We start from the raw sequence: 19,625 nt of genomic DNA on the forward strand, positions 1-19,625 counted from the left end.
CCGGTCCCGGGCCCGTCGGGGCGTCGAGGCCGGTTCGCCGGGTGCGGTTAGAGTGAGGGAATGGTCCTGCGGGAGTGGGCTCGGGACGCGCACGCCACTGTGCAGGCCGTCCGGGCAGCTGTGCGTCACGTCGCCGACGATCCGTCGTCGCTCGGCGACGACGAGTGGCTGGCGTTGCTCGGTGCCTCCGGCGCCGAACTCGACGAGCTCTGCGCGCTGGCCGACGACGCCCGCCGGACGATCACCGGAGACGAGCTCACCTTCGTCGTCAACCGCAACCTCGACACCTCGGTCGTCGGCTCGGGTCGGCCCGACGTTCCCGATGTCAGCGATCTGGTCGTCGAGGCATGGGAATTGGGTGCCACCGAGATCTGCCTGCAGGGACCGCTGTCCGTCGACGCTCCCACCGACGGGTACCTGCGCCTGGTCGACACCATTCACGCGGCGGCCCCGCAAATGCATCTGCACGCCTTCCGCCCGCCCGAGGTGCGCGACGCCGCCACTCGGATGGGGGTGTCGGTGACCGAGCTCCTGCGCCGTGCACACGCGGCCGGACTCGGCTCCGTGCCCGGCACGGCCGCCCAGATTCTCGACGACGACGTCCGTGCGCATCTTGCCGGTGGCGCCGCCCCACCTGTGGCCGAGTGGGTGTCGACCATCGAGGCGGCCCACCAGGTGGGAATGTTCTCGACGGCGACGATGCTGTATGGACACGTGGAGACCCCGCAGCATCAGCTCGACCATCTGCGTGCGCTGTGCGAGATGCAACGCCGCACGCGAGGGTTCAGTGAGCTCATCTTGATGCCACTGCTGCCCGAGAACGCCCCACCGCATCTGCGGGAGGTGGCCACCACGCCGGTCACCCGGCGCGAGACCCGAGCCGTGCATGCGGTGGCCCGGCTGCTCACCCTGGGCACCTTCGACCACATTCAGGTCGCCTGGACCAAACACGACGCCGACACCACCGAGGCGTTGCTGGGCGGCGGAGCCGACGACATCGGGGGCCTGCTCATCGACGGCGACCTGATGCCGGACGCCGGCCAGGAGGCCGGACGGGTACTGGGCGTCGACGCGATCGCCGACCTCGGCGCACGGCTGGGACGCAATCCTCGCCAGCGAACCACCGGCTATGCGGATCCGCCGGCGCAGCGATTGACACCGATACCCCAGGTTCGTCGGTGAGCAGGACGTCTACTGCCGAGCCGCTGGTGATCGACGTGGCCATCGTCGGTGCCGGATTCGCCGGCATCGGCATGGCCACGCAATTGGCGCGGCGCGGACGAGACTCGTTCGTCGTCCTCGAACGGGCCGGTGGCGTGGGCGGCACCTGGCGGGACAACACCTATCCCGGCATCGCCTGCGACATCCCGGCACATCTGTACTCCTTCTCCTTCCGGCCTCCGTGGGACTGGGCGACGCTGTATCCGCAGGGTGCCGAGATCCGCCGCTATCTCGAACAGACGGTTGTCGACGAGGGGCTGACACCGCACATCCGGCTCGGCTGTGAACTCCGCGATGCGCGATGGTCGGACGCCGAATCTCGTTGGGAGATCGAGACCAGCGCGGGTGCCGTGTGCGCGCGGGTGTTGGTGATGGCCGTCGGGCGACTGTCTGAACCGCACATACCCGACATCGACGGACTCGAATCCTTTACCGGCACAGTCGTTCACACAGCGCAATGGCGTGACGACCTGCTCGCCGGAGGCGAGCGGATCGGGGTCGTGGGTACCGGTGCCTCCGCGGTTCAGGTGATTCCGCACCTCGCTGCGGACGCCGAGGAGCTCGTCGTGTTCTCCCGCACACCACCGTATGTCGTGCCGCGTGACGATCGCCGGTTCACCGTCGAGGAACGAGCCGAACTCGCGGTGCCTGAACGTGCGCAGGCAGTCCGGCAGGACATGCTCGCCGACGCCGACCGGGCCTTCCGGCAGCGCCTGGGGTTGCGGCCCGACATCGATGCCATCCGCGAGCGCGCCTCGAGTCATCTCCGCCGGCAGGTCGCCGCCCCGGGCCTGCGCGCGGCGCTGACCCCGGACTACGAGATCGGCTGCAAACGCATCCTGCTCAGCGATGATTTCTACCCGGCGCTGCAACGGCCGAATGTGGTGTTCGAACCGAGCGCGCTCGACTCGGTCGTCGAGTGCAAGGCGCGCGCGGTCAGTGGACAGACCTACGACCTCGATGTGCTGGTGATGGCGACCGGTTTCGAGGCCACCCGGCTACCTGCCGCGGTACGGGTGCGGGGCCGCCACGGGGAGGTCCTGGACGACCACTGGTCGGCGGGCATGGTGTCATTCGCCTCCACGGCGGTCCACGGTTTCCCGAACATGTTCGTCCTCGACGGTCCGAATGCTGCCCTGGGACACAATTCGGCCATCTACATGATCGAGACGCAGTTGGATTATGTGGTGGGCGCTCTGGATCACATGGCGCGCAACGCCATCGACGCCATCGAGGTGACCGCGGCGGCCGAAGAGGCCTACACCCGGGAGATCGACGAGCGCAGCGCCTCGACGGTGTGGTTGACCGGATGCAACAGTTGGTACGTGGATCCCAGAAGCGGTCGGCTGACCCTGTTGTGGCCCGGCACCGCGGTGTCGTTCCGCGAACGCAACGGCACCTTCGATCCGACGCCCTATGAGATCGGATCCCGACCCGTCGACGAAGGAGGTCGATACCCGTGACAGACGAGACGATCGCCGATGCACTCGACGCCGCCCGTTGCGGCGCCGACCTCGATGAGACTCAGGCCGCCGCGTTGCTCGCCTGCTCCGGTGACGACTTGATCGCACTGCAGGAGATCGCCTCGCGGCTGCGTGACGACGGCCTCGCCGGGGCCGGACGCGACCGGCAAATCACCTATTCCCGAAAGGTGTTCGTCCCTCTCACCCGGCTGTGTCGGGATCGATGCCACTATTGCACCTTCGTCACCGTCCCCGGCAAACTCGCCCGCGCCGGGCAGGGCATGTACCTCGAGATCGACGAGGTACTCGAGATCGCCCGCAACGGTGCCGCGCTCGGGTGCAAGGAAGCACTGTTCACCCTCGGTGACCGCCCGGAGGATCGCTGGTCGCAGGCGGGTGAGTGGCTCGCCGCGCGGGGGCATGACTCCACCCTCGACTATGTCCGGGCGGCAGCGGTTGCCGTATTGCAGGAGACGGGTCTGCTCCCGCACCTGAACCCGGGGGTGATGAGTGCGGCCGAGATGCGGGCGCTGCGCCCGGTCGCGCCGTCGATGGGCATGATGCTCGAGACCACCTCGCGTCGGCTGTTCACCGAGAAGGGGCAGCCGCACTACGGCAGTCCGGACAAGGATCCGCGCGTGCGGCTGCAGGTACTGCACGACGCAGGGGCCGAACGCGTCCCGTTCACCACCGGCATCCTGGTCGGGATCGGGGAAACCCTCTCCGAGCGCGCCGAATCCATCATCGCGATCCGCGACATCCACCGGGCGCACGGACACATCCAGGAGGTCATCGTGCAGAACTTCCGCGCGAAGCCGGATACGGCGATGCGCGGCACCCCGGATGCCGAGATGACCGAATTCCTGGCGGCGGTGGCCGTGGCCCGTGTGGTGCTCGGACCGCAGATGCGAGTGCAGGCGCCGCCGAATCTGGTGTCGGCGCGGGAGTGTGCGGCGCTGATCGCCTCCGGTGTCGACGACTGGGGTGGCGTATCACCGCTGACGCCCGATCACGTCAACCCCGAACGCCCCTGGCCCAACCTGGACGCGCTCGCGGAGATCACCGCGGAGTCGGGCTACATACTCAGCGAACGCATCACCGCGCAGCCGCCGTACGTGCTCGCCGGTTCGGAGTGGATCGATCCGGGTCTGGCCGGGCACGTCGCCGCCATCGCCGACCCGTCGACGGGTCTGGCGGCCGACGTCCACCCGCAGGGCCGTCCCTGGCCGGCCGTCGCCTGATCTCGGCCCTCCCGCCGAGAAGAACCCGGCATCTCGCCGAGGAGGAGCGGGCTCAGTCGCCGTCGAGTGCGCGCAGCGCCTGATGACCACCGATGACATCGGTGGCCCGGTGCAAGCCGAGCTGCTGCAGCGATGCCGCGGCGAGGCTGGAGGTGTAGCCCTGCGAGCACAGGATGATCCAGCGCACGTCGTGATCGACCGCTTCGGGTAGGCGCGCGTCACTGGCCGGATCGCAGCGCCATTCCAGAACGTTGCGTTCGACGACGAGTGCGCCGTCGGCTTCACCTTCCGCGGCTCGTTGGCCGGCCGGGCGGATGTCGACCAGGACCGCGCCTGCCGCCACCTCCGCCGCGACATCGGCCGCCTCGATGCGGTGCAGGCCGCGACGCGCCGCGGCGAGCAGATCGTCGATGGTGGGCACGTCGATCACTCCGGTTGGTCGGTCAGCTCGGTCCGGGTCCGGCGTAATCGGCCCGGCTCGAGGACATCGTAGAAGGACATCGCCGTCAGCGGTGGGGAGTAGGCGTGCACACTCAGCGTCGGTTCGGTGGCCCCGGCGGTGCCGGCCGTCTGGCCGGGGTCATGGCGCTGCACATCGTGGACCCACCCCAGGGGGAACGATGCCTGATCGCCCGCGGCGAGCACCCGCACGGCGAGGTCCTGGCCGGTCCATCGGTACTCCCGCAGCGCCCCGGACAACACCGTCAGGGCGCCGATCGACCCCGCGTGGTCGTGCAGTTCGGTGGCACGGTCCGGGGTCCAGCTGATCAACCACAGGTCGAGCTCGTCGGTGGTCTCCAACCGTGCCGCCCAGCGCTCGATGGCGTCCCACTGTGGCGGGAGGAGGTGGTCGTAGACCCCGTCGAGGACGTCGGCCACACCCTGATCGGTGATCCGGCGCAGGTCTGCGGGCCGCAGCCGCGTCGGCAGCGTGGTGGTTCGGGTGCGCACTGGGTCGGCATGTGTGATCACGTGCACCAGAGTCGCGTCGGCGGGCCACGGCGTCGAGGATTGGACGCGCGCAGATCACAACGACGACAGAGTATGTGATCCGCATTACGTCTGAGCTCGTGGAACGGGGGCGGGTGTCGAACAGGGGGACGCCCGCCCGATACTCTTGGACACGGACTCATGTGTATGTGGCCCGTTCGTTCGGGGTCGCCGCGCGGTCCGTGATCCGGTGCGTTCAGCCCACGCACCGACCCCGGCGACGACACCGCGACCGCGATCGTTGCCGGGCCGCGAGTGTTTTGCAGCGAAGGAGAGTGTGGTGACCTACATCATCGCGGAGCCTTGTGTCGATGTCTTGGACAAGGCCTGCGTCGAGGAATGCCCGGTGGACTGCATCTACGAAGGTGGCCGGATGCTCTACATCCAGCCCGACGAGTGTGTCGACTGCGGTGCCTGCGAGCCGGTGTGCCCGGTCGAGGCGATCTTCTACGAGGATGATGTGCCCGACGAGTGGGAGCCCTACGTCAGCGCCAATGCCGACTTCTTCGACGACCTGGGATCACCGGGCGGTGCGAGCAAGGTCGGCAAGACCGAGGCGGACCCGGCGTTCATCAAGGGTCTACCGCCGATGAACGAAGAGGAATGAACTGACGCCGTGAGCACGTCTGGTTTCGCGACACGACGGCGGGTCAGCTCGGTGCTCCCGGACTTCCCGTGGGACACCATCGGCGCCGCCCGGGCGCGAGCCGCCGAACATCCCGGCGGCATCGTCGACCTGTCGGTCGGGACACCGGTCGATCCGGTCGATCCGGTGATCCGGGAGGCGCTGGCCGCATCCTCGGAGTTCCCGGGCTACCCGACGACAATCGGCACGTCTGCGTTGCGTACCGCTGCGGTCGGCGCCCTGGCCCGTCGGTTCGGCACCACCGGTCTCGACGAGTCGGCCATCCTGCCCGTGATCGGCACCAAAGAGGTCATTGCCGGCATGGTGTCGATGCTCGGTATCGGCGCAGGCGATGTCGTGGTGATTCCCGAGGTTGCTTACCCGACATACGAAGTCGGGGCGCTGCTGGCCGGTGCCACGGCGGTGCGGGCGGATTCGACCGTCGCGCTGGGCCCCACCTCACCTGCGTTGCTGTATATCAACTCGCCGTCCAATCCGACCGGCAAGGTGCTCGGCATCGATCACCTCCGCAAGGTCGTCGACTGGGCCCGTGACCGGGGCACCATCGTGGTCTCCGACGAGTGTTACCTCGGTCTGACGTGGGAGGGGGAGGCATACTCGATCCTCGATCCCCGGGTCAGCGGCGGCGATCACCGTGGTCTGATAGCGGTGCACTCCTTGTCCAAGGTCTCCAATCTCGCGTCCTATCGGGCGGGCTTCCTCGCCGGTGACCGAGAACTGATCGGTGAACTACTCGCCGTTCGCAAACATGCCGGGATGATCGTGCCGTTCCCCATCCAGGGGGCGATGGTCGCCGCGCTCGACGACGACGACCACGCGCACGCTCAACGCGAGCGCTACCGGGCCCGCCGCGAAGCGTTGCTCGCCGCGGTCACCTCGGCCGGCTTCCGGGTCGACCACTCGGAAGCCGGACTCTATCTGTGGGCCACCCGGGGCGAGGACTCACGAACCACTCTGGACTGGCTCGCCGACCGCGGCATCCTCGCGGCACCCGGCGACTTCTACGGTCCCGCGGGCGCGCAGCATGTGCGCATCGCACTCACCGCGACCGACGAACGCGTCGCCGCGGCCGCCGAACGTCTGAACCACTGAGGTGTGCCCGGTGCAAAACCGGGCACAGTCAGCGGTCAGTTGTTCTTGTGCAGCGCCTCGTTCAGGGCGATGCCGTCGCCCTTCCAAGGGACGACCTCCACGGCCCCGGTGAGGCTGTTGCGTCGGAACAGCAGGTTGGACTGCCCGGCCAACTCGCGGGCCTTGACCGCGGTGCCGTCCGGACCGGTGACCTTGGTTCCGGCCGTCACGTAGAGGCCGGCCTCGATCACGCAGTCATCGCCGAGGGGTATGCCGCAACCCGAGTTCGCGCCGAGCAGGCACCGCTTGCCCAGTGCGATGATCTCCTTGCCGCCGCCGGACAACGTGCCCATCGTGGAGGCACCGCCGCCGATGTCGGAGCCGTCGCCGACCACCACACCGGCCGAGATGCGACCTTCCACCATCGACGAGCCCAGCGTCCCGGCGTTGTAGTTGACGAAACCCTCGTGCATGACGGTGGTCCCGGGAGCGAGATGAGCGCCGAGACGGACCCGGTCGGCGTCCCCGATCCGTACGCCGCCGGGCAGCACGTAGTCGACCATGCGCGGGAATTTGTCGATGCTGTAGACGGTGACCGGACCGCGCGAGCGAAGGCGCGCGCGGGTGGTCTCGAAACCGTCGATGGGGCAGGGTCCATGATTGGTCCACACGACGTTGGTCAGCAGGCCGAAGATGCCCTCGAGGTTGGTGCCGTGCGGTGTCACCAGACGGTGCGACAGCAGGTGTAGACGGAGATACACGTCGTAGGCGTCGATCGGCGCCGACGACAGGTCCGTGGTCGTGGTCTTCACCGCCACCGTCTTGACTCCGCGCGCGGCGTCCTCGCCGATCAGGTCACGCAGATCGTGCGGGACGGCGTCACCGTCGAGGACGACGGTCTCGCTCGTGGCGGGAGTGTTCAGTTCCGGCTCGGGGAACCAGACGTCGAGGACCACGCCCGGGTCAGCCGACCCGCCGTTGGTCACCGTGGCAATACCGGTTGCGAAAGCGCCGTTAGTCGTCACGGATGCACAGCCTACCGGGGGAGGGTGACACTCGATCGATGGCCGGGGCATCGACATCGGAGACCGCACGTGGTGCCGTGTGGTCGGCCGAACACGAGGTGGGGACGGCCGAGATCCTGCCGGACGGTTGCATGGATCTGATCTGGGACCGACGGCGTCTGCTGGTCGCCGGTCCCGACACCCACCCACACCAGCACGTCTGCGAGTCGGTCGAGCACATGGTCGGCATCCGGCTGGCGCCGGGCGTCGCGCCATGCGTGCTCGGCGTCCCGGCGTATGACGTTCGGGATCTGCGGGTCGATCTGACCGATCTCTGGTCGTCGGCGGAAGCGGCGCCCTGGCTCGACGCGCTCTGCGCCGCCGCCGAGCCGTCAGCGGTGCTGCGTCGACTCGCCGACACGCGTCGATGGGAGGTGCCCGGATGGGTCACTCCGGTCGCGGATGCGTTGGCGGGTGGTCGCCGCGTCGACGAGGTCGCCGGTCTGCTCGGTGGTACGACGCGCACCTTCCACCGCCATGTCCTGCGACATTTCGGCTACGGACCCAAAACGTTGCAGCGCATCCTCCGGGTACGTGCAGCGCGGGTCGACCTCGCTACGGGGGTCGAGCCGGCGCAGGTCGCGGCCGGCCGGCACTTCGCCGATCAACCGCATATGCATCGGGAGTTTCTCGACCTGGTGGGCCGCGGCCCGGATACCTTTCGGTGCGGCCCATAGCGCCCGAATCACTCGAGCGGGCAATAGAAGTCGACGGGATTGCCGTCGGGATCGCGGACCACGGCGTACCGCTGACCCCAGAATGCATCGAACGGTTCGTGGGCCGAAGAATGGCCGGCGTCGACGAGCCGCCGGTGCAGCGCGTCGACCTGCGCCGGCGAGGCGCACTCGAAGGCCACGGCCATGCGGTGGCCGCCGGACGGTTCGGTCCAGTCGGGGGTGAACGACGAGACGACATCGCGGGTGTCGAACATGATCCGCAACCCACCGGCAGTGGTGTCGGCATGCGGTTGGTTCTCTGCCCCCTCGGGGAATGTGAGACCGCACAACCGATAGAAGGCGAGAGCTGCGCCCATGTCGCGGGTGACGATGGACAGTGCGTTGAGCGCGGGAACCGGGGTGTCGTCGACAGAGGTCATGGCGGTGACGCTACTGCGGTCGGCGGTGAGGGTCTTGAACGTTTCGGACAATTGCTGCGGGTGGTGAGCGGTCGGTGAGCTCGGCCGACGGCTACGGTGATGGGGTGACTGCTGCCGACCTCGATCTACGCGCCGACCCGGTCGAGCTGACCGCGGCACTCGTCGACATCGCGAGCGAATCGGGCGACGAAGCCGCTATCGCCGATGCCGTGGAGAGTGCATTACGTTCCCAGGCAACCGGTTTCGAAATCGTCCGCGACGGCAACCGGGTTCTCGCGCGCACCGATCGGGGGCTACCGAGCCGAGTCATCCTGGCCGGTCATCTCGACACCGTGCCGGTGGCAGGCAATCTGCCGCATCGACGCACCACCGACGACGACGAGGGCGATGTGGTGCACGGCTGCGGCACTGTCGACATGAAGTCCGGCGACGCGGTGTTCCTGCATCTGGCTGCGACGTTGGTTGATCCGGCCCACGACCTGACGCTGATCTTCTACGACTGCGAGGAGATAGCTGCGAAGTACAACGGGCTCGGCGTGATCGAGCGGGAGCTACCCGACTGGTTACGCGGCGACGTTGCCATCCTCGGTGAACCGACCGGTGGACTGATCGAGGCCGGCTGCCAGGGCACCCTGCGGGTTCGGCTGTCGGCCTCGGGCGTCCGCGCACACTCGGCGCGGTCGTGGATGGGCGACAACGCCATCCACAAACTCGGTGGGGTGCTCACCACCCTCTCTCGCTACCGGCCGCGGACGGTCGACATCGACGGCTGTGAGTACCGCGAAGGGATGTCGGCGGTCGGACTCGGCGGTGGTGTCGCGGGCAACGTCGTACCCGACGCGGCGTATGTCGACGTGAACTTCCGTTTTGCACCCGATCGCAGCATCGAGCAGGCCCTCGCGCACGTGCGTGACGCGTTCGCCGACTCCATCGCTGATGCCGAACTCGGTGTCGAGGTCACCGACTCGGCCGCGGGCGCCTTGCCGGGGCTGTCGAACCCGGCCGCGGCCGCATTGGTCGAAGCTGCCGACGGCCGGTTCCGCGCCAAGTACGGGTGGACCGACGTCTCGCGTTTCTCGGCGCTGGGCATCCCGGCGGTCAACCTCGGGCCCGGAGACCCGAGTCTGGCCCATCGCGTCGACGAACGCGTTCCGGTGAGTCAGATCGGCCAGGTCGCAGATCTGCTGCGTGCGTTCCTGTCCGGCTGACCGATAGGGAGATCTTCGATGGCGCGCACCGAGTACGACTCCGAATACAACTCAGGCGAGACGGGTCCTCGTGGCTCCGACAATCCGTCGGCGGACCTGGAGACTTGCTACGTGGGCCCGATCCGGGTCCGCCGGGACCCCGGCGAGGCGTCCGAGACCACCGACCGACGCCTGCTCGAGTGGGTGGATCCGCGCGATCGTGACCTACGTGCCGAGCGCACCATGCGCGACTCCTGGCGAGTACTGCGAATCCAGTCGGAGTTCGTGGCCGGGTTCGACGCGTTGAGCGAGGTGGCCGAGGCGGTCACGGTCTTCGGGTCGGCCAGGTTGGTGCCCGGTAGCGCCGAGTTCGATCTGGCGATCCGGCTCGGACGGGCGCTTGGGGAGGCCGGCTACGCGGTCATCACCGGTGGCGGTCCGGGCGCGATGGAGGCAGCCAATCGGGGCGCCTGGGAGACCGGCGCGCAGAGCATCGGGCTCAACATCGAGCTGCCGTTCGAGCAGCACCTCAACGAGTGGGTCGACGTCGGCATGAACTTCCGCTACTTCTTCGTGCGTAAGACGATGTTCGTCAAGTATGCGCAGGCCTTCGTCTGTCTGCCCGGCGGCTTCGGCACTCTCGACGAAATGTTCGAGGCGCTGACGCTGGTCCAGACCAAGAAGGTTGTGCGATTCCCCATCGTGCTGGTCGGGCGGGAGCACTGGGCGGGCCTGCTGGACTGGATGCGCGAGGTTCTGCTGGCCAAAGGGATGATCTCCACTGACGACCTCGACCTGCTCCACCTGGTCGACGAACCCGCCGAAGCGGTCGAGATCATCGCCGCTGCGGCTGCCGGGCGGGGTGGTCGATGAGCGCGATCTGTGTGTACTGTGCGTCCGGCCCGGTCGATCAGAGCTTTCTCGATCTCGCCGCCGACCTGGGGACCGCGATCGCCGACGCGGGACACACGGTGGTGTCCGGGGGCGGCAACATCTCCATGATGGGCGCGCTCGCGGAGGCGACGCGGGCCGCCGGCGGTAGGACCGTCGGCATCATCCCGCGTGCGCTGATGGAGCGCGAGGTGGCCGATCTCGGTGCCGACGAATTGGTGGTCACCGACACCATGCGCGAACGCAAGCGATTGATGGACGAGCGGGCCGACGGCTTCATCACGCTGCCGGGCGGGATCGGAACCCTCGAAGAGCTTTTCGAGACCTGGACCGCGGGATATCTCGGGATGCACGCCAAACCGGTGGTGCTGCTCGATCCGGTCGATTTCTATGCGCCGTTGCTCGGCTGGCTGGATGATCTGTGTGGGCGTGGCTTCGTCTCCCGCCGCGCGTTGGACCGCCTTCTCGTCGCCCAATCCATACCGACCGCCATCCAACTTGCTACTGCTCGGTAAGGTAGGGCGCACGGCGTGTCCACGTGCGTATGGTGCGCGCCGCAGACCAGCGAGAACGCCGAACAACGCGAACATCGAGCGGCGTCAACACAAAGATGTGGAGTAGAGATCTGATGCCGAGCAGTGACACCCACACGGACACCTCCGCGGCCGAGCCGGTCGGCCTGGGGGACCTGGCCCGGGGCGTGGTCAAGATGGCGCCGCATGCGCTGAACATGATCAAGCATGCGCCGGGACTCATCCACCGTCCGCCGCAGGCGAAGCGGACCATCGGCTCGATCTTCCAGAAGCACGCGGCCGCTCACCCCGATCGACCGTTCATCCGGTTCGAGGGTCGGTCGATGACCTACGGCGAGGTGAACCGCCGGGTCAACAGGTACGCATCCTTGCTGACCGACAACGGCGTCGGCACCGGTGATGTTGTCGCGATCCTGTCGAAGAACAACCCGACCGACCTGATGCTGATCCTGGCCACGGTGAAACTCGGTGCCGTGGCGGGCATGCTGAACTACAACCAGCGCGACAAGGTGATGGCGCACAGCGTGTCACTGCTCGAGGCCAAGGTCCTCGTGCACGACCCGGACTGCGCCGAGGCTTTCGGGTCGATCCCGGCCGACGTGCAGCCGCCGCACGTTTTCGATTTCGCCGAGTTCGACGCGGCGTCCGCGGACGGCAGCGAGGACAATCCCGCGGTCACCGAGGAGCTGCCGGCGTCGACCAAGGCGTTCTACATCTTCACCTCGGGTACCACCGGTATGCCCAAGGCGAGCGTGATGAGCCACAACCGCTGGCTCGCGAATCTTTCCGGGATCGGCGGACTGGCAGTGCGCCTGCGCCACAGCGACACCATGTACGTGCCACTGCCGCTGTACCACAACAACGCGTTGTCGGTCGCGCTCGGCTCGGTCCTCGCATCCGGGGCATGTATTGCGATCGGCCGGTCGTTCTCGGCATCGAAATTCTGGGATGACGTCATCCTGAACCGGGCGACGGCCTTCTGCTATATCGGAGAGCTGTGCCGATACCTGTTGGCGCAGCCGGAGAAGCCGACCGATCGCCGGCACGCGGTGAAGGTCATCATCGGCAACGGGATGCGGCCGGAGATCTGGGACGAGTTTGCCGAGCGGTTCGGCATCGACCGCATCGTCGAGTTCTACGGCGCGAGCGAACTCAACGTCGCCTTCGTCAACGCCTTCAGTGTGAAGCGCACCGCCGGATTCTGTCCGTTGCCGTACAAGATCGTCGAATACGACGACCACGGCGAACCCCGCCGCGATGCGAACGGGCGTCTCACCAAGGTGGGCAAGGGTGGCACTGGTCTGCTCATCGCCGAGATCAGCGAACGGGTGCCGCTCGACGGCTACACCGATTCCGAGGCGACCGAGAAGAAGATCATCCGCGACGCGTTCAAGCCGGGCGACGCCTACTTCAATTCGGGCGACCTGGTGCGCGATCAGGGATACGCACACATCGCCTTCGTCGATCGGCTGGGTGACACCTTCCGATGGAAGGGCGAGAACGTGGCCACCACGCAGGTGGAAGGTGCCCTCGACTCCTTCGGGGCGATCGCCCAGTCGGTGGTGTACGGCGTGGAAGTGCCCGGCACCGACGGCCGCGCGGGCATGGCCGCGGTCAAACTGCGCGAGGGCGCCGATCTGGACCAGGGTGAGCTCGCCGCGCACCTGTACTCACACCTGCCGTCCTATGCGGTGCCGTTGTTCATCCGGGTGGTCGACGATTTCGAGCAGACCTCGACCTTCAAGAACCGCAAGGTGGAGCTGCGTGACGAGGGCTACTCCGACACCGGCGACGACCCGCTGCACGTGTTGGCCGGTCGCGACAAGGGGTACGTCGAGTTCTATGCCGACTATCCCGATGACGTCGCGAACGCGAAGGCGCCGAAAGGCTGAACCGCTCCCTGCCGGTCGAGTAGGTGTCGAGCGTTCGGTGGGTGTTGTTCTGCTGGTCGAGTTGGTGACGAGCGTCGTGTTCGGTGGGTGTTGTTCTGCTGGTCGAGTAGGTGACGAGCGCAGCGAGGAGCCGTATCGAGACCCTCGTTACCCTGGCACCATGCTCTCCACGCTGTGCGGCAAGTCCGTCGCCACCGACCGGGCCCTGGTGATGGCCATCGTGAACCGGACGCCCGATTCCTTCTACGACCGGGGTTCGAGCTTCACCGACACGGCGGCCCAGGAGCGGATCGAGCAAGCGGTGGCCGAGGGCGCCGACATCATCGACGTCGGTGGCGTCAAGGCGGGGCCGGGCGACGAGGTGGACGTGGCCACCGAGACCACCCGGGTGGTGCCGATGATCGGCTGGATCCGGGAGCGTTTCCCCGAGGTGTTGATCAGCGTCGACACCTGGCGGAGCGAGGTGGCCGAGCAGGCTTGCGAGGTCGGAGCCGATCTGATCAACGACACCTGGGCCGGCGCCGATCCGGCGTTGGTGAAGGTGGCGGCCGCACACCGTGCCGGCATCGTGTGTTCGCACACCGGAGGCGCCACCGTACGGACCCGTCCACATCGGGTGGCGTACGCCGATGTGGTGGCCGATGTGGTGGCCGACGTCACTGCAGCCGCCCGTCGAGCTGCCGATGCGGGGGTGCCGCGTGATTCGATCGTGATCGATCCGACACATGATTTTGGCAAGAACACCCATCACGGGCTTGCCTTGTTACGCCAGGTGAACGTTCTTGTTAATACCGGCTGGCCAGTGCTTATGGCGCTGAGCAACAAGGACTTTGTAGGGGAGACTCTGGGTGTGGATCTCGATGAACGGCTGGAGGGAACCCTGGCCGCGACCGCTCTGAGTGCCGCTGCCGGCGCCCGGATCTTTCGCGTCCACGAGGTTGCCGCCACCCGTCGCGTGGTCGACATGGTCGCTGCCATCGCGGGAACACGCCCACCCGCCCGAACAGTCAGGGGACTCGCATGACCAAACAGGTTCGTCGAACCCAACAACAACGTCGGCCGGCTCGTGCCGGGGGTCGCACCGCGACCGTTGCCAACAATCGGGACAAAACCACCATGTGGCCGACTCCCGCGGACACCATGGGTGCCAAACAGCGGTGGTCTGCCACCAACACCTGGGAACAGCCGGACTGGACCATCGACGAGTTGGTGGCCGCCAAGGACGGGCGCACAGTGTCTGTGGTGCTGCCGGCGCTGAACGAAGAAGAGACCGTCGCCGACGTCATCGCGTCGATTCGGCCGTTGTACGGCACGCTGGTCGACGAACTGATCGTGCTGGACTCCGGGTCCACCGACGCGACCGCCGAGCGCGCCCGGGAAGCCGGCGCCACGGTGGTCAGCCGCGAACAGGCGGTACCCGGTCTCGAGCCCGTCAAGGGCAAAGGAGAGGTGCTCTGGCGGTCGATCGCGGTCGCGACCGGCGACATCATCGCCTTCGTCGACTCCGACCTCATCGACCCCGATCCGATGTTCGTGCCGAAGATGCTCGGCCCATTGCTCGTCGACCCGAAGATCCAGTTGGTGAAGGGGTACTACCGGCGGCCGCTTCGGACCGGCGGCCAGCAGGATGCCAACGGCGGCGGACGGGTCACCGAGTTGGTCGCGCGTCCGCTGCTCGCGTCCCAGCGTCCCGATCTCACCGGAGTTCTCCAGCCGCTCGGCGGTGAGTACGCCGGTACGCGCGAACTCTTGTCGTCGGTGCCGTTCGCGCCTGGCTACGGCGTCGAGATCGGGCTGTTGATCGACACATTCGACCGCTACGGACTCGACGGCATCGGCCAGGTGAATCTTGGCGTGCGGACCCACCGGAACCGTCCGCTGATCGAGCTCGGTGTGATGAGTCGGCAGATCGTGGGAACGCTGATGCGGCGCTGCGGAATCGAGGACTCGGGGATCGGACTGACCCAATTCACCGCCGAGCCCGACGGTTCGTTCACCCCGCACACCACCGAGGTCTACCTCGAGGATCGACCACCCATGAGTTCGATTCTCGTCGAGGAGTCCGACGACGCGGAGATGGCGTCCTAGCACGCCCCAGGTGACATACGCCCCTGGTGACAACGAGTACGCCTCTACGGGGTCGATGACCGTCGGGGCACGCGCGGCAGGCTGTCTGCCACTATTGGTGCCATGCAGACGATGTTGCTGTATCTGCTGATCATGGCCGTGGTGGTCGCGGCGGTGTTCGCCGTGGTCTGGTTCGTGTTCGGCCGTGGTGAGGAGGTGCCGCCCATCGACCGCGGTACCACGCTGACTCGGTTGCCGCGTGCCGGCATCACCGGCGATCACGTTCGCGGCCTGGTCTTTCGGCAGACCCTGCGCGGGTACTCGCCGTCGGAGGTGGACTGGGCGATGGAGAAGCTCGCCCGTGAACTCGACGAACTGCGCGGCGTCGTGCTCGACCTGCAGGCACGCGAGGAAGCCGACATGCCGAGCGTCAACGGCATTCCGGGCCACTCCGTCGCGGCCGGCCCAGAGGTCGACGAGCCCCGATCAGACAGGACGTGATCGACGCGTCGATCATCCGATCGGACCTCCGTGCCGGGCGTCGAATGGGCGTTTTCGGCACGTCGCCGCAGAGTGCGCGGGTGATCATCTCGCCACCACGTATCATTGTCCTGGCACCTGTGGCAGTCCGATCGCTGCGCCGGGTGTCGTTCCACACGGTGTGGCGGATGCTCTGAAAGGAGTTCGAGAATGGCGGCGATGAAGCCACGTACTGGGGATGGCCCCCTCGAAGCGGCCAAGGAGGGACGTGGAATCGTTGTCCGGATTCCGATCGAGGGCGGCGGGCGCCTGGTGGTCGAACTGAGTGCCGACGAGGCTGCCGCCCTCGGCGAGGAACTGCGCGGGGTCACCGGCTGAGTCGATCAGCTGATCGGCAGGTTCCGCTGCGCGTCGTCGAATCCGCGTTGCGGTGCCCGGTCTGTTCCGTCGCACTCGAGGTCGCCGACGACGACCGATCCCTGATCTGTGTGACGTCACATCGATTCGACATCGCCCGGCAGGGGTATGTCTCGCTTCTCGACGGTCGCTCGACACCGCATCGCTCCGACACCGCTGCCATGGTCGGCGCGCGACGGCGGGTGCATGAATCCGGGCTCTTCGACCCGGTCTTCCGAGCGGTCGCCGATGCCGCGTGGCCGGTACCCGGAAGCGACCTCGAATCGAACCGACCGCCGATGGTGCTCGATGCGGGCGCCGGAACCGGCCACTACCTGGCCGCGACTCTCGCCGGCTCGGACGAGTTGTGGGGCATCGGACTGGACCTGTCGAAGTTCTGTGCCCGTGCCATCGCTCGTGGACACCCGCGTGCCGCCGCTGTGGTCGCCGACGTCTGGCGTCCCCTGCCGATCCGCACCGCCTCGGTGGGTGCGGTGCTGTCGGTGTTCTCCCCCCGCAACATCGACGAGTTCGCCCGGGTGCTGCATCCCGGCGGGGTGTTGGTGGTGGTGACACCCAACGCCGATCACCTCGGCGAGATCGTCGGACCGATGGACATGTTGGGCATCGCCGACGACAAGGACCGACGACTGCGCTCGGCACTCGGCGACCGTTTCGAGGTCATCGCCGAACACCCGGTGGCGCACCGCCGCGAGCTCGATGCGGCGGGCATAGGCGACCTGGTGAGCATGGGTCCCTCCGCATTCCATCGCACCGCCGACGAGATCGCGTCAGCCGCCGCGGCGATGACCGAGATCTCCGGGCCCTGCGGGGTGACGGTGTCGGTCACGGTGACGGTCTGTCGGCCGACGACCGGTGATCACCGCAGGGTGAGCCGGTAGACCTCGAGCGTCTGCTCGGCGATCGATGCCCACGAGAACTCGGCCTGCGCACGTTCGCGGCCGGCGGTGCCCATCGCCTCGGCTTCGGCCGAATCGGAGACGACGGCGTTGACCGCCTCGGCCAGGCCCATCTCGAACGCGCGGGGATCGACCGGGTCGTAGGGCACCAGGCGCCCGCTGACGCCGTCGCGCACCACCTCCGGGATTCCGCCGACGGCAGAGGCCACCACGGCGGTCCCGCACGCCATCGCCTCGAGATTCACGATGCCGAGCGGTTCATAGATCGACGGACACAGAAAAACGTGTGCGGCGGTGAGGATCTCGCGAATTCGCGGCTGAGGCAGCATGTCGCGCACCCAGAAGACGCCGTCGCGGGACGTGGCCAGTTCGGCCACCGCCGCTTCGATCTCCGCGCCGATCTCCGGGGTGTCGGGAGCGCCTGCGCACAACACCAACTGGATGTCGGGATGGAACTGGTGGGCCGCTGCCACGAGATGTGCCACGCCCTTCTGACGGGTGATCCGCCCGACGAAGGCGACGATGGGACGGCTCGGGTCCACCCCGAGTCCGGTGAGCGCCGATTCCGGTCCGAACGGATCGTCCACCGGGAACCAGCTCGTGGTGTCGATACCGTTGCGCACCACGTGAACCCGTTCGGGGTCGAGCCGAGGGTAGGTGTTGCACACGTCGGTGCGCATCCCCGAGCTGACCGCGATCACCGCGTCGGCGTACTCGACCGCATTGCGTTCGGCCCAACTCGAGACGCGATAGCCGCCACCGAGTTGTTCGGCCTTCCATGGACGCATCGGCTCCAGTGAGTGCGCGGTGAGCACATGCGGAACCCCATGCAGCGCAGCCGAGAGGTGGCCCGCCAGGCCCGTGTACCAGGTGTGCGAATGCACCAGGTCGGCGCCATGCGCCCCGATCGCCATCCGCAGGTCCGTGGACAGCGTGGTAATCGCCGCGTTGGCCCCGGCCAGACCCGGATCGGGCTGATAGACCTGCGCGGTTTCCCGGTCGGCGCCCATACAGTGCACATCCACCGTGGTGAGTGCGCGCAGATGTCTGACGAGCTCTGTGACGTGTACGCCGGCGCCGCCGTACACCTCGGGTGGATACTCCCGGGTCATCATCGCCACCCTCATGCGCACGACGCTAACCGGATCATCGCCGGCTCGCCATCGGTGTGGCGAAACTCGGCTTCGGGAGAGGGCCATTCGCCTAGCCGCGACGTTCGATGCCCGTTAAGTTGGAGCATGTGAGATCACAGCCGCACGTGCTCGGAATCGTTCTCGCAGGCGGCGAGGGGAAGCGCCTGTACCCCTTGACGATGGATCGCGCCAAACCGGCGGTTCCGTTCGGCGGCTCGTACCGGCTGATCGACTTCGTGCTCTCCAATCTGGTCAACGCCGGCTATGAACGGATCTGTGTTCTCACGCAGTACAAGTCGCATTCACTTGACCGTCACATCTCGCAGACCTGGTTCTCCTCGGGCTTCCACGGTGAGTACATCACCCCGGTGCCCGCGCAGCAGCGGCTCGGGCCACGCTGGTATACCGGCAGCGCCGACGCGATCTTCCAGTCGATGAATCTCATCAGCGACGAACGGCCCGAGTACATCGTCGTCTTCGGCGCCGACCACGTGTACCGGATGGATCCCTCGCAGATGGTCGAGGCCCACATCGATTCCGGTGCCGATGTCACCGTCGCCGGCATCCGGGTGCCCCGCGCGGAGGCGACCGCATTCGGCTGCATCGACTCCGATTCGACGGGACGGATCACCCGATTCCTGGAAAAGCCTGCCGAGCCGCCGGGCACCCCCGACGATCCCGAGGTCACCTTCGCGTCGATGGGCAACTACGTGTTCACCACCGATGCGCTGGTGGACGCGATCCGCGCCGACGCCGCCGACTCGGATTCCGACCACGACATGGGCGGCGACATAATCCCCGCCTTCGTCCGCCGGGATCGCGCCTATGTCTACGACTTCAAGGACAACGAGGTACCCGGGGAGACAGAGCGGGACAAGGGCTACTGGCGAGACGTCGGTACGCTAGACGCCTTCTACGACGCACACATGGATCTCGTGTCCGTACACCCGGTCTTCAACCTCTACAACCAGCGGTGGCCGATCCGTGGCGAGACCGTCAACCTGCCGCCCGCCAAGTTCGTCCAGGGGGGAACGGCCCAGGATTCGGTCGTTGGTGCGGGTTGCATCGTGTCGGCCGGCACCGTCAGCGACTCGGTGCTGTCGGCGAACGTGGTGATCGAAGACGGCGCGATCGTCGAGGGCAGTGTGCTGATGCCCGGTGTGCGGATCGGTAAGGGAGCGGTCGTGCGCCACGCGATCCTCGACAAGAACGTGACGGTCGGCGAAGGCGTAGCGCTCGGCGTCGATTCCGAGTCCGACCGAGAGCGGTTCTCGGTGAGCAGCGGTGGTGTCGTAACCGTGGGCAAGGGCTTCCGCGTCTGACGCAGCACGCGG

The 19,625-nt window shown here is 67.3% G+C and carries 21 protein-coding genes; 16 read left to right on the plus strand and 5 right to left on the minus strand.

The genetic code is table 11. The features are described 5' to 3' along the window. Positions 1-60: 60 nt before the first annotated feature. From L1892_RS05365 to cofG, 3 genes are read left to right on the plus strand one after another with little or no spacing between them, the layout of a single operon-like run. Complete coding sequence (locus L1892_RS05365; RefSeq protein WP_235722438.1) at positions 61-1,182, plus strand: FO synthase; 1,122 nt, start codon at positions 61-63, stop codon at positions 1,180-1,182. After that, positions 1,179-2,684: a flavin-containing monooxygenase gene (locus tag L1892_RS05370; RefSeq protein WP_235722440.1), complete on the plus strand. Its 1,506-nt coding sequence runs from the start codon at positions 1,179-1,181 to the stop codon at positions 2,682-2,684. Before L1892_RS05365 ends, L1892_RS05370 begins: the two co-directional genes overlap by 4 nt. Continuing rightward, complete coding sequence (cofG, locus tag L1892_RS05375; protein WP_235722442.1) at positions 2,681-3,925, plus strand: 7,8-didemethyl-8-hydroxy-5-deazariboflavin synthase CofG; 1,245 nt, start codon at positions 2,681-2,683, stop codon at positions 3,923-3,925. Before L1892_RS05370 ends, cofG begins: the two co-directional genes overlap by 4 nt. A 52-nt stretch (positions 3,926-3,977) precedes the next feature. Here cofG and L1892_RS05380 read toward each other — a convergent pair whose 3' ends face one another. Together L1892_RS05380 and L1892_RS05385 are read right to left on the minus strand one after the other, a co-directional pair. Beyond that, on the minus strand, positions 3,978-4,346 hold the full coding sequence (locus L1892_RS05380) for a rhodanese-like domain-containing protein (RefSeq protein WP_235722444.1): 369 nt from the start codon (positions 4,344-4,346) through the stop codon (positions 3,978-3,980). Between the two features lie 5 nt (positions 4,347-4,351). Then, positions 4,352-4,897, minus strand: a complete 546-nt coding sequence (locus L1892_RS05385; RefSeq protein ID WP_235722446.1) for a cupin domain-containing protein — start codon at positions 4,895-4,897, stop codon at positions 4,352-4,354. Between the two features lie 295 nt (positions 4,898-5,192). Between L1892_RS05385 and fdxA the strand changes: the two genes are divergently transcribed. Both fdxA and dapC read left to right on the plus strand, forming a co-directional pair. Beyond that, the gene (gene fdxA / locus L1892_RS05390) at positions 5,193-5,522 is read left to right on the plus strand and encodes a ferredoxin (protein WP_235722448.1); all 330 of its coding nucleotides are present in this window, start codon (positions 5,193-5,195) and stop codon (positions 5,520-5,522) included. A gap of 9 nt (positions 5,523-5,531) precedes the next feature. Further along, a complete protein-coding gene (gene dapC, locus L1892_RS05395; RefSeq protein WP_235722449.1) occupies positions 5,532-6,653 on the plus strand; it encodes a succinyldiaminopimelate transaminase in 1,122 nt (373 codons plus the stop codon). Between the two features lie 35 nt (positions 6,654-6,688). Here the strand turns inward: dapC and dapD are convergent, their stop codons facing one another. Next, the gene (dapD, locus tag L1892_RS05400; RefSeq protein WP_235722450.1) at positions 6,689-7,657 is read right to left on the minus strand and encodes a 2,3,4,5-tetrahydropyridine-2,6-dicarboxylate N-succinyltransferase; all 969 of its coding nucleotides are present in this window, start codon (positions 7,655-7,657) and stop codon (positions 6,689-6,691) included. Between the two features lie 38 nt (positions 7,658-7,695). On the opposite strand from dapD, the gene L1892_RS05405 reads away from it, so the two are divergent. Next, a complete protein-coding gene (locus L1892_RS05405; RefSeq protein WP_235722451.1) occupies positions 7,696-8,373 on the plus strand; it encodes a DUF6597 domain-containing transcriptional factor in 678 nt (225 codons plus the stop codon). An 8-nt stretch (positions 8,374-8,381) separates the two neighbouring features. On the opposite strand, the gene L1892_RS05410 is transcribed toward L1892_RS05405, so the two are convergent. Continuing rightward, a complete protein-coding gene (locus L1892_RS05410) occupies positions 8,382-8,792 on the minus strand; it encodes a VOC family protein (protein WP_235722452.1) in 411 nt (136 codons plus the stop codon). Positions 8,793-8,896: 104 nt separating this feature from the next. Between L1892_RS05410 and dapE the strand changes: the two genes are divergently transcribed. From dapE to L1892_RS05455, 9 genes are all read left to right on the plus strand, one after another. Further along, positions 8,897-10,000, plus strand: coding sequence for a succinyl-diaminopimelate desuccinylase (gene dapE / locus L1892_RS05415; protein ID WP_235722779.1), 1,104 nt, complete (start codon positions 8,897-8,899; stop codon positions 9,998-10,000). An 18-nt stretch (positions 10,001-10,018) separates the two neighbouring features. Further along, positions 10,019-10,852 carry an LOG family protein gene (locus tag L1892_RS05420; RefSeq protein ID WP_235722453.1) on the plus strand — a complete coding sequence of 278 codons (834 nt, stop codon included), beginning with the start codon at positions 10,019-10,021 and terminating at the stop codon, positions 10,850-10,852. Then, on the plus strand, positions 10,849-11,385 hold the full coding sequence (locus L1892_RS05425; protein ID WP_235722455.1) for an LOG family protein: 537 nt from the start codon (positions 10,849-10,851) through the stop codon (positions 11,383-11,385). The genes L1892_RS05420 and L1892_RS05425 overlap by 4 nt, the downstream gene beginning before the upstream one ends. A gap of 113 nt (positions 11,386-11,498) precedes the next feature. After that, on the plus strand, positions 11,499-13,295 hold the full coding sequence (locus tag L1892_RS05430) for a long-chain-acyl-CoA synthetase (protein WP_235722456.1): 1,797 nt from the start codon (positions 11,499-11,501) through the stop codon (positions 13,293-13,295). A 160-nt stretch (positions 13,296-13,455) separates the two neighbouring features. Further along, positions 13,456-14,319, plus strand: a complete 864-nt coding sequence (gene folP, locus L1892_RS05435; protein ID WP_235722458.1) for a dihydropteroate synthase — start codon at positions 13,456-13,458, stop codon at positions 14,317-14,319. Next, a complete protein-coding gene (locus L1892_RS05440; RefSeq protein WP_235722460.1) occupies positions 14,316-15,383 on the plus strand; it encodes a glucosyl-3-phosphoglycerate synthase in 1,068 nt (355 codons plus the stop codon). The genes folP and L1892_RS05440 overlap by 4 nt, the downstream gene beginning before the upstream one ends. Positions 15,384-15,485: 102 nt before the next feature. Then, positions 15,486-15,863: a DivIVA domain-containing protein gene (locus L1892_RS05445; protein WP_235722461.1), complete on the plus strand. Its 378-nt coding sequence runs from the start codon at positions 15,486-15,488 to the stop codon at positions 15,861-15,863. Between the two features lie 189 nt (positions 15,864-16,052). Continuing rightward, complete coding sequence (locus L1892_RS05450; protein ID WP_076479797.1) at positions 16,053-16,220, plus strand: DUF3117 domain-containing protein; 168 nt, start codon at positions 16,053-16,055, stop codon at positions 16,218-16,220. Positions 16,221-16,267: 47 nt separating this feature from the next. Then, positions 16,268-17,140: a putative RNA methyltransferase gene (locus tag L1892_RS05455; RefSeq protein ID WP_372474969.1), complete on the plus strand. Its 873-nt coding sequence runs from the start codon at positions 16,268-16,270 to the stop codon at positions 17,138-17,140. Here L1892_RS05455 and glgA read toward each other — a convergent pair. Then, a complete protein-coding gene (glgA, locus tag L1892_RS05460; RefSeq protein WP_235722463.1) occupies positions 17,119-18,285 on the minus strand; it encodes a glycogen synthase in 1,167 nt (388 codons plus the stop codon). The two genes, L1892_RS05455 and glgA, sit on opposite strands and share 22 nt — an antisense overlap. A 113-nt stretch (positions 18,286-18,398) precedes the next feature. Between glgA and glgC the strand changes: the two genes are divergently transcribed. After that, positions 18,399-19,613, plus strand: a complete 1,215-nt coding sequence (glgC, locus tag L1892_RS05465) for a glucose-1-phosphate adenylyltransferase (RefSeq protein WP_235722465.1) — start codon at positions 18,399-18,401, stop codon at positions 19,611-19,613. Positions 19,614-19,625: the final 12 nt, after the last annotated feature.

Origin of the sequence: Gordonia tangerina (assembly GCF_021556435.1) — a bacterium.
Taxonomy (GTDB): domain Bacteria; phylum Actinomycetota; class Actinomycetes; order Mycobacteriales; family Mycobacteriaceae; genus Gordonia; species Gordonia tangerina.

What these genes read in the sequence shown, in the direction of transcription:
- L1892_RS05365 (WP_235722438.1), top strand. Translation starts at nt 61, where the DNA reads ATGGTCCTGCGGGAGTGGGCTCGGGACGCGCACGCCACTGTGCAGGCC.
- L1892_RS05405 (WP_235722451.1), top strand. Translation starts at nt 7,696, where the DNA reads ATGGCCGGGGCATCGACATCGGAGACCGCACGTGGTGCCGTGTGGTCG.
- L1892_RS05410 (WP_235722452.1), bottom strand. Translation starts at nt 8,792, where the DNA reads ATGACCTCTGTCGACGACACCCCGGTTCCCGCGCTCAACGCACTGTCC.
- L1892_RS05420 (WP_235722453.1), top strand. Translation starts at nt 10,019, where the DNA reads ATGGCGCGCACCGAGTACGACTCCGAATACAACTCAGGCGAGACGGGT.
- L1892_RS05425 (WP_235722455.1), top strand. Translation starts at nt 10,849, where the DNA reads ATGAGCGCGATCTGTGTGTACTGTGCGTCCGGCCCGGTCGATCAGAGC.
- L1892_RS05430 (WP_235722456.1), top strand. Translation starts at nt 11,499, where the DNA reads ATGCCGAGCAGTGACACCCACACGGACACCTCCGCGGCCGAGCCGGTC.
- folP (WP_235722458.1), top strand. Translation starts at nt 13,456, where the DNA reads ATGCTCTCCACGCTGTGCGGCAAGTCCGTCGCCACCGACCGGGCCCTG.
- L1892_RS05440 (WP_235722460.1), top strand. Translation starts at nt 14,316, where the DNA reads ATGACCAAACAGGTTCGTCGAACCCAACAACAACGTCGGCCGGCTCGT.
- L1892_RS05445 (WP_235722461.1), top strand. Translation starts at nt 15,486, where the DNA reads ATGCAGACGATGTTGCTGTATCTGCTGATCATGGCCGTGGTGGTCGCG.
- L1892_RS05450 (WP_076479797.1), top strand. Translation starts at nt 16,053, where the DNA reads ATGGCGGCGATGAAGCCACGTACTGGGGATGGCCCCCTCGAAGCGGCC.
- glgA (WP_235722463.1), bottom strand. Translation starts at nt 18,285, where the DNA reads ATGAGGGTGGCGATGATGACCCGGGAGTATCCACCCGAGGTGTACGGC.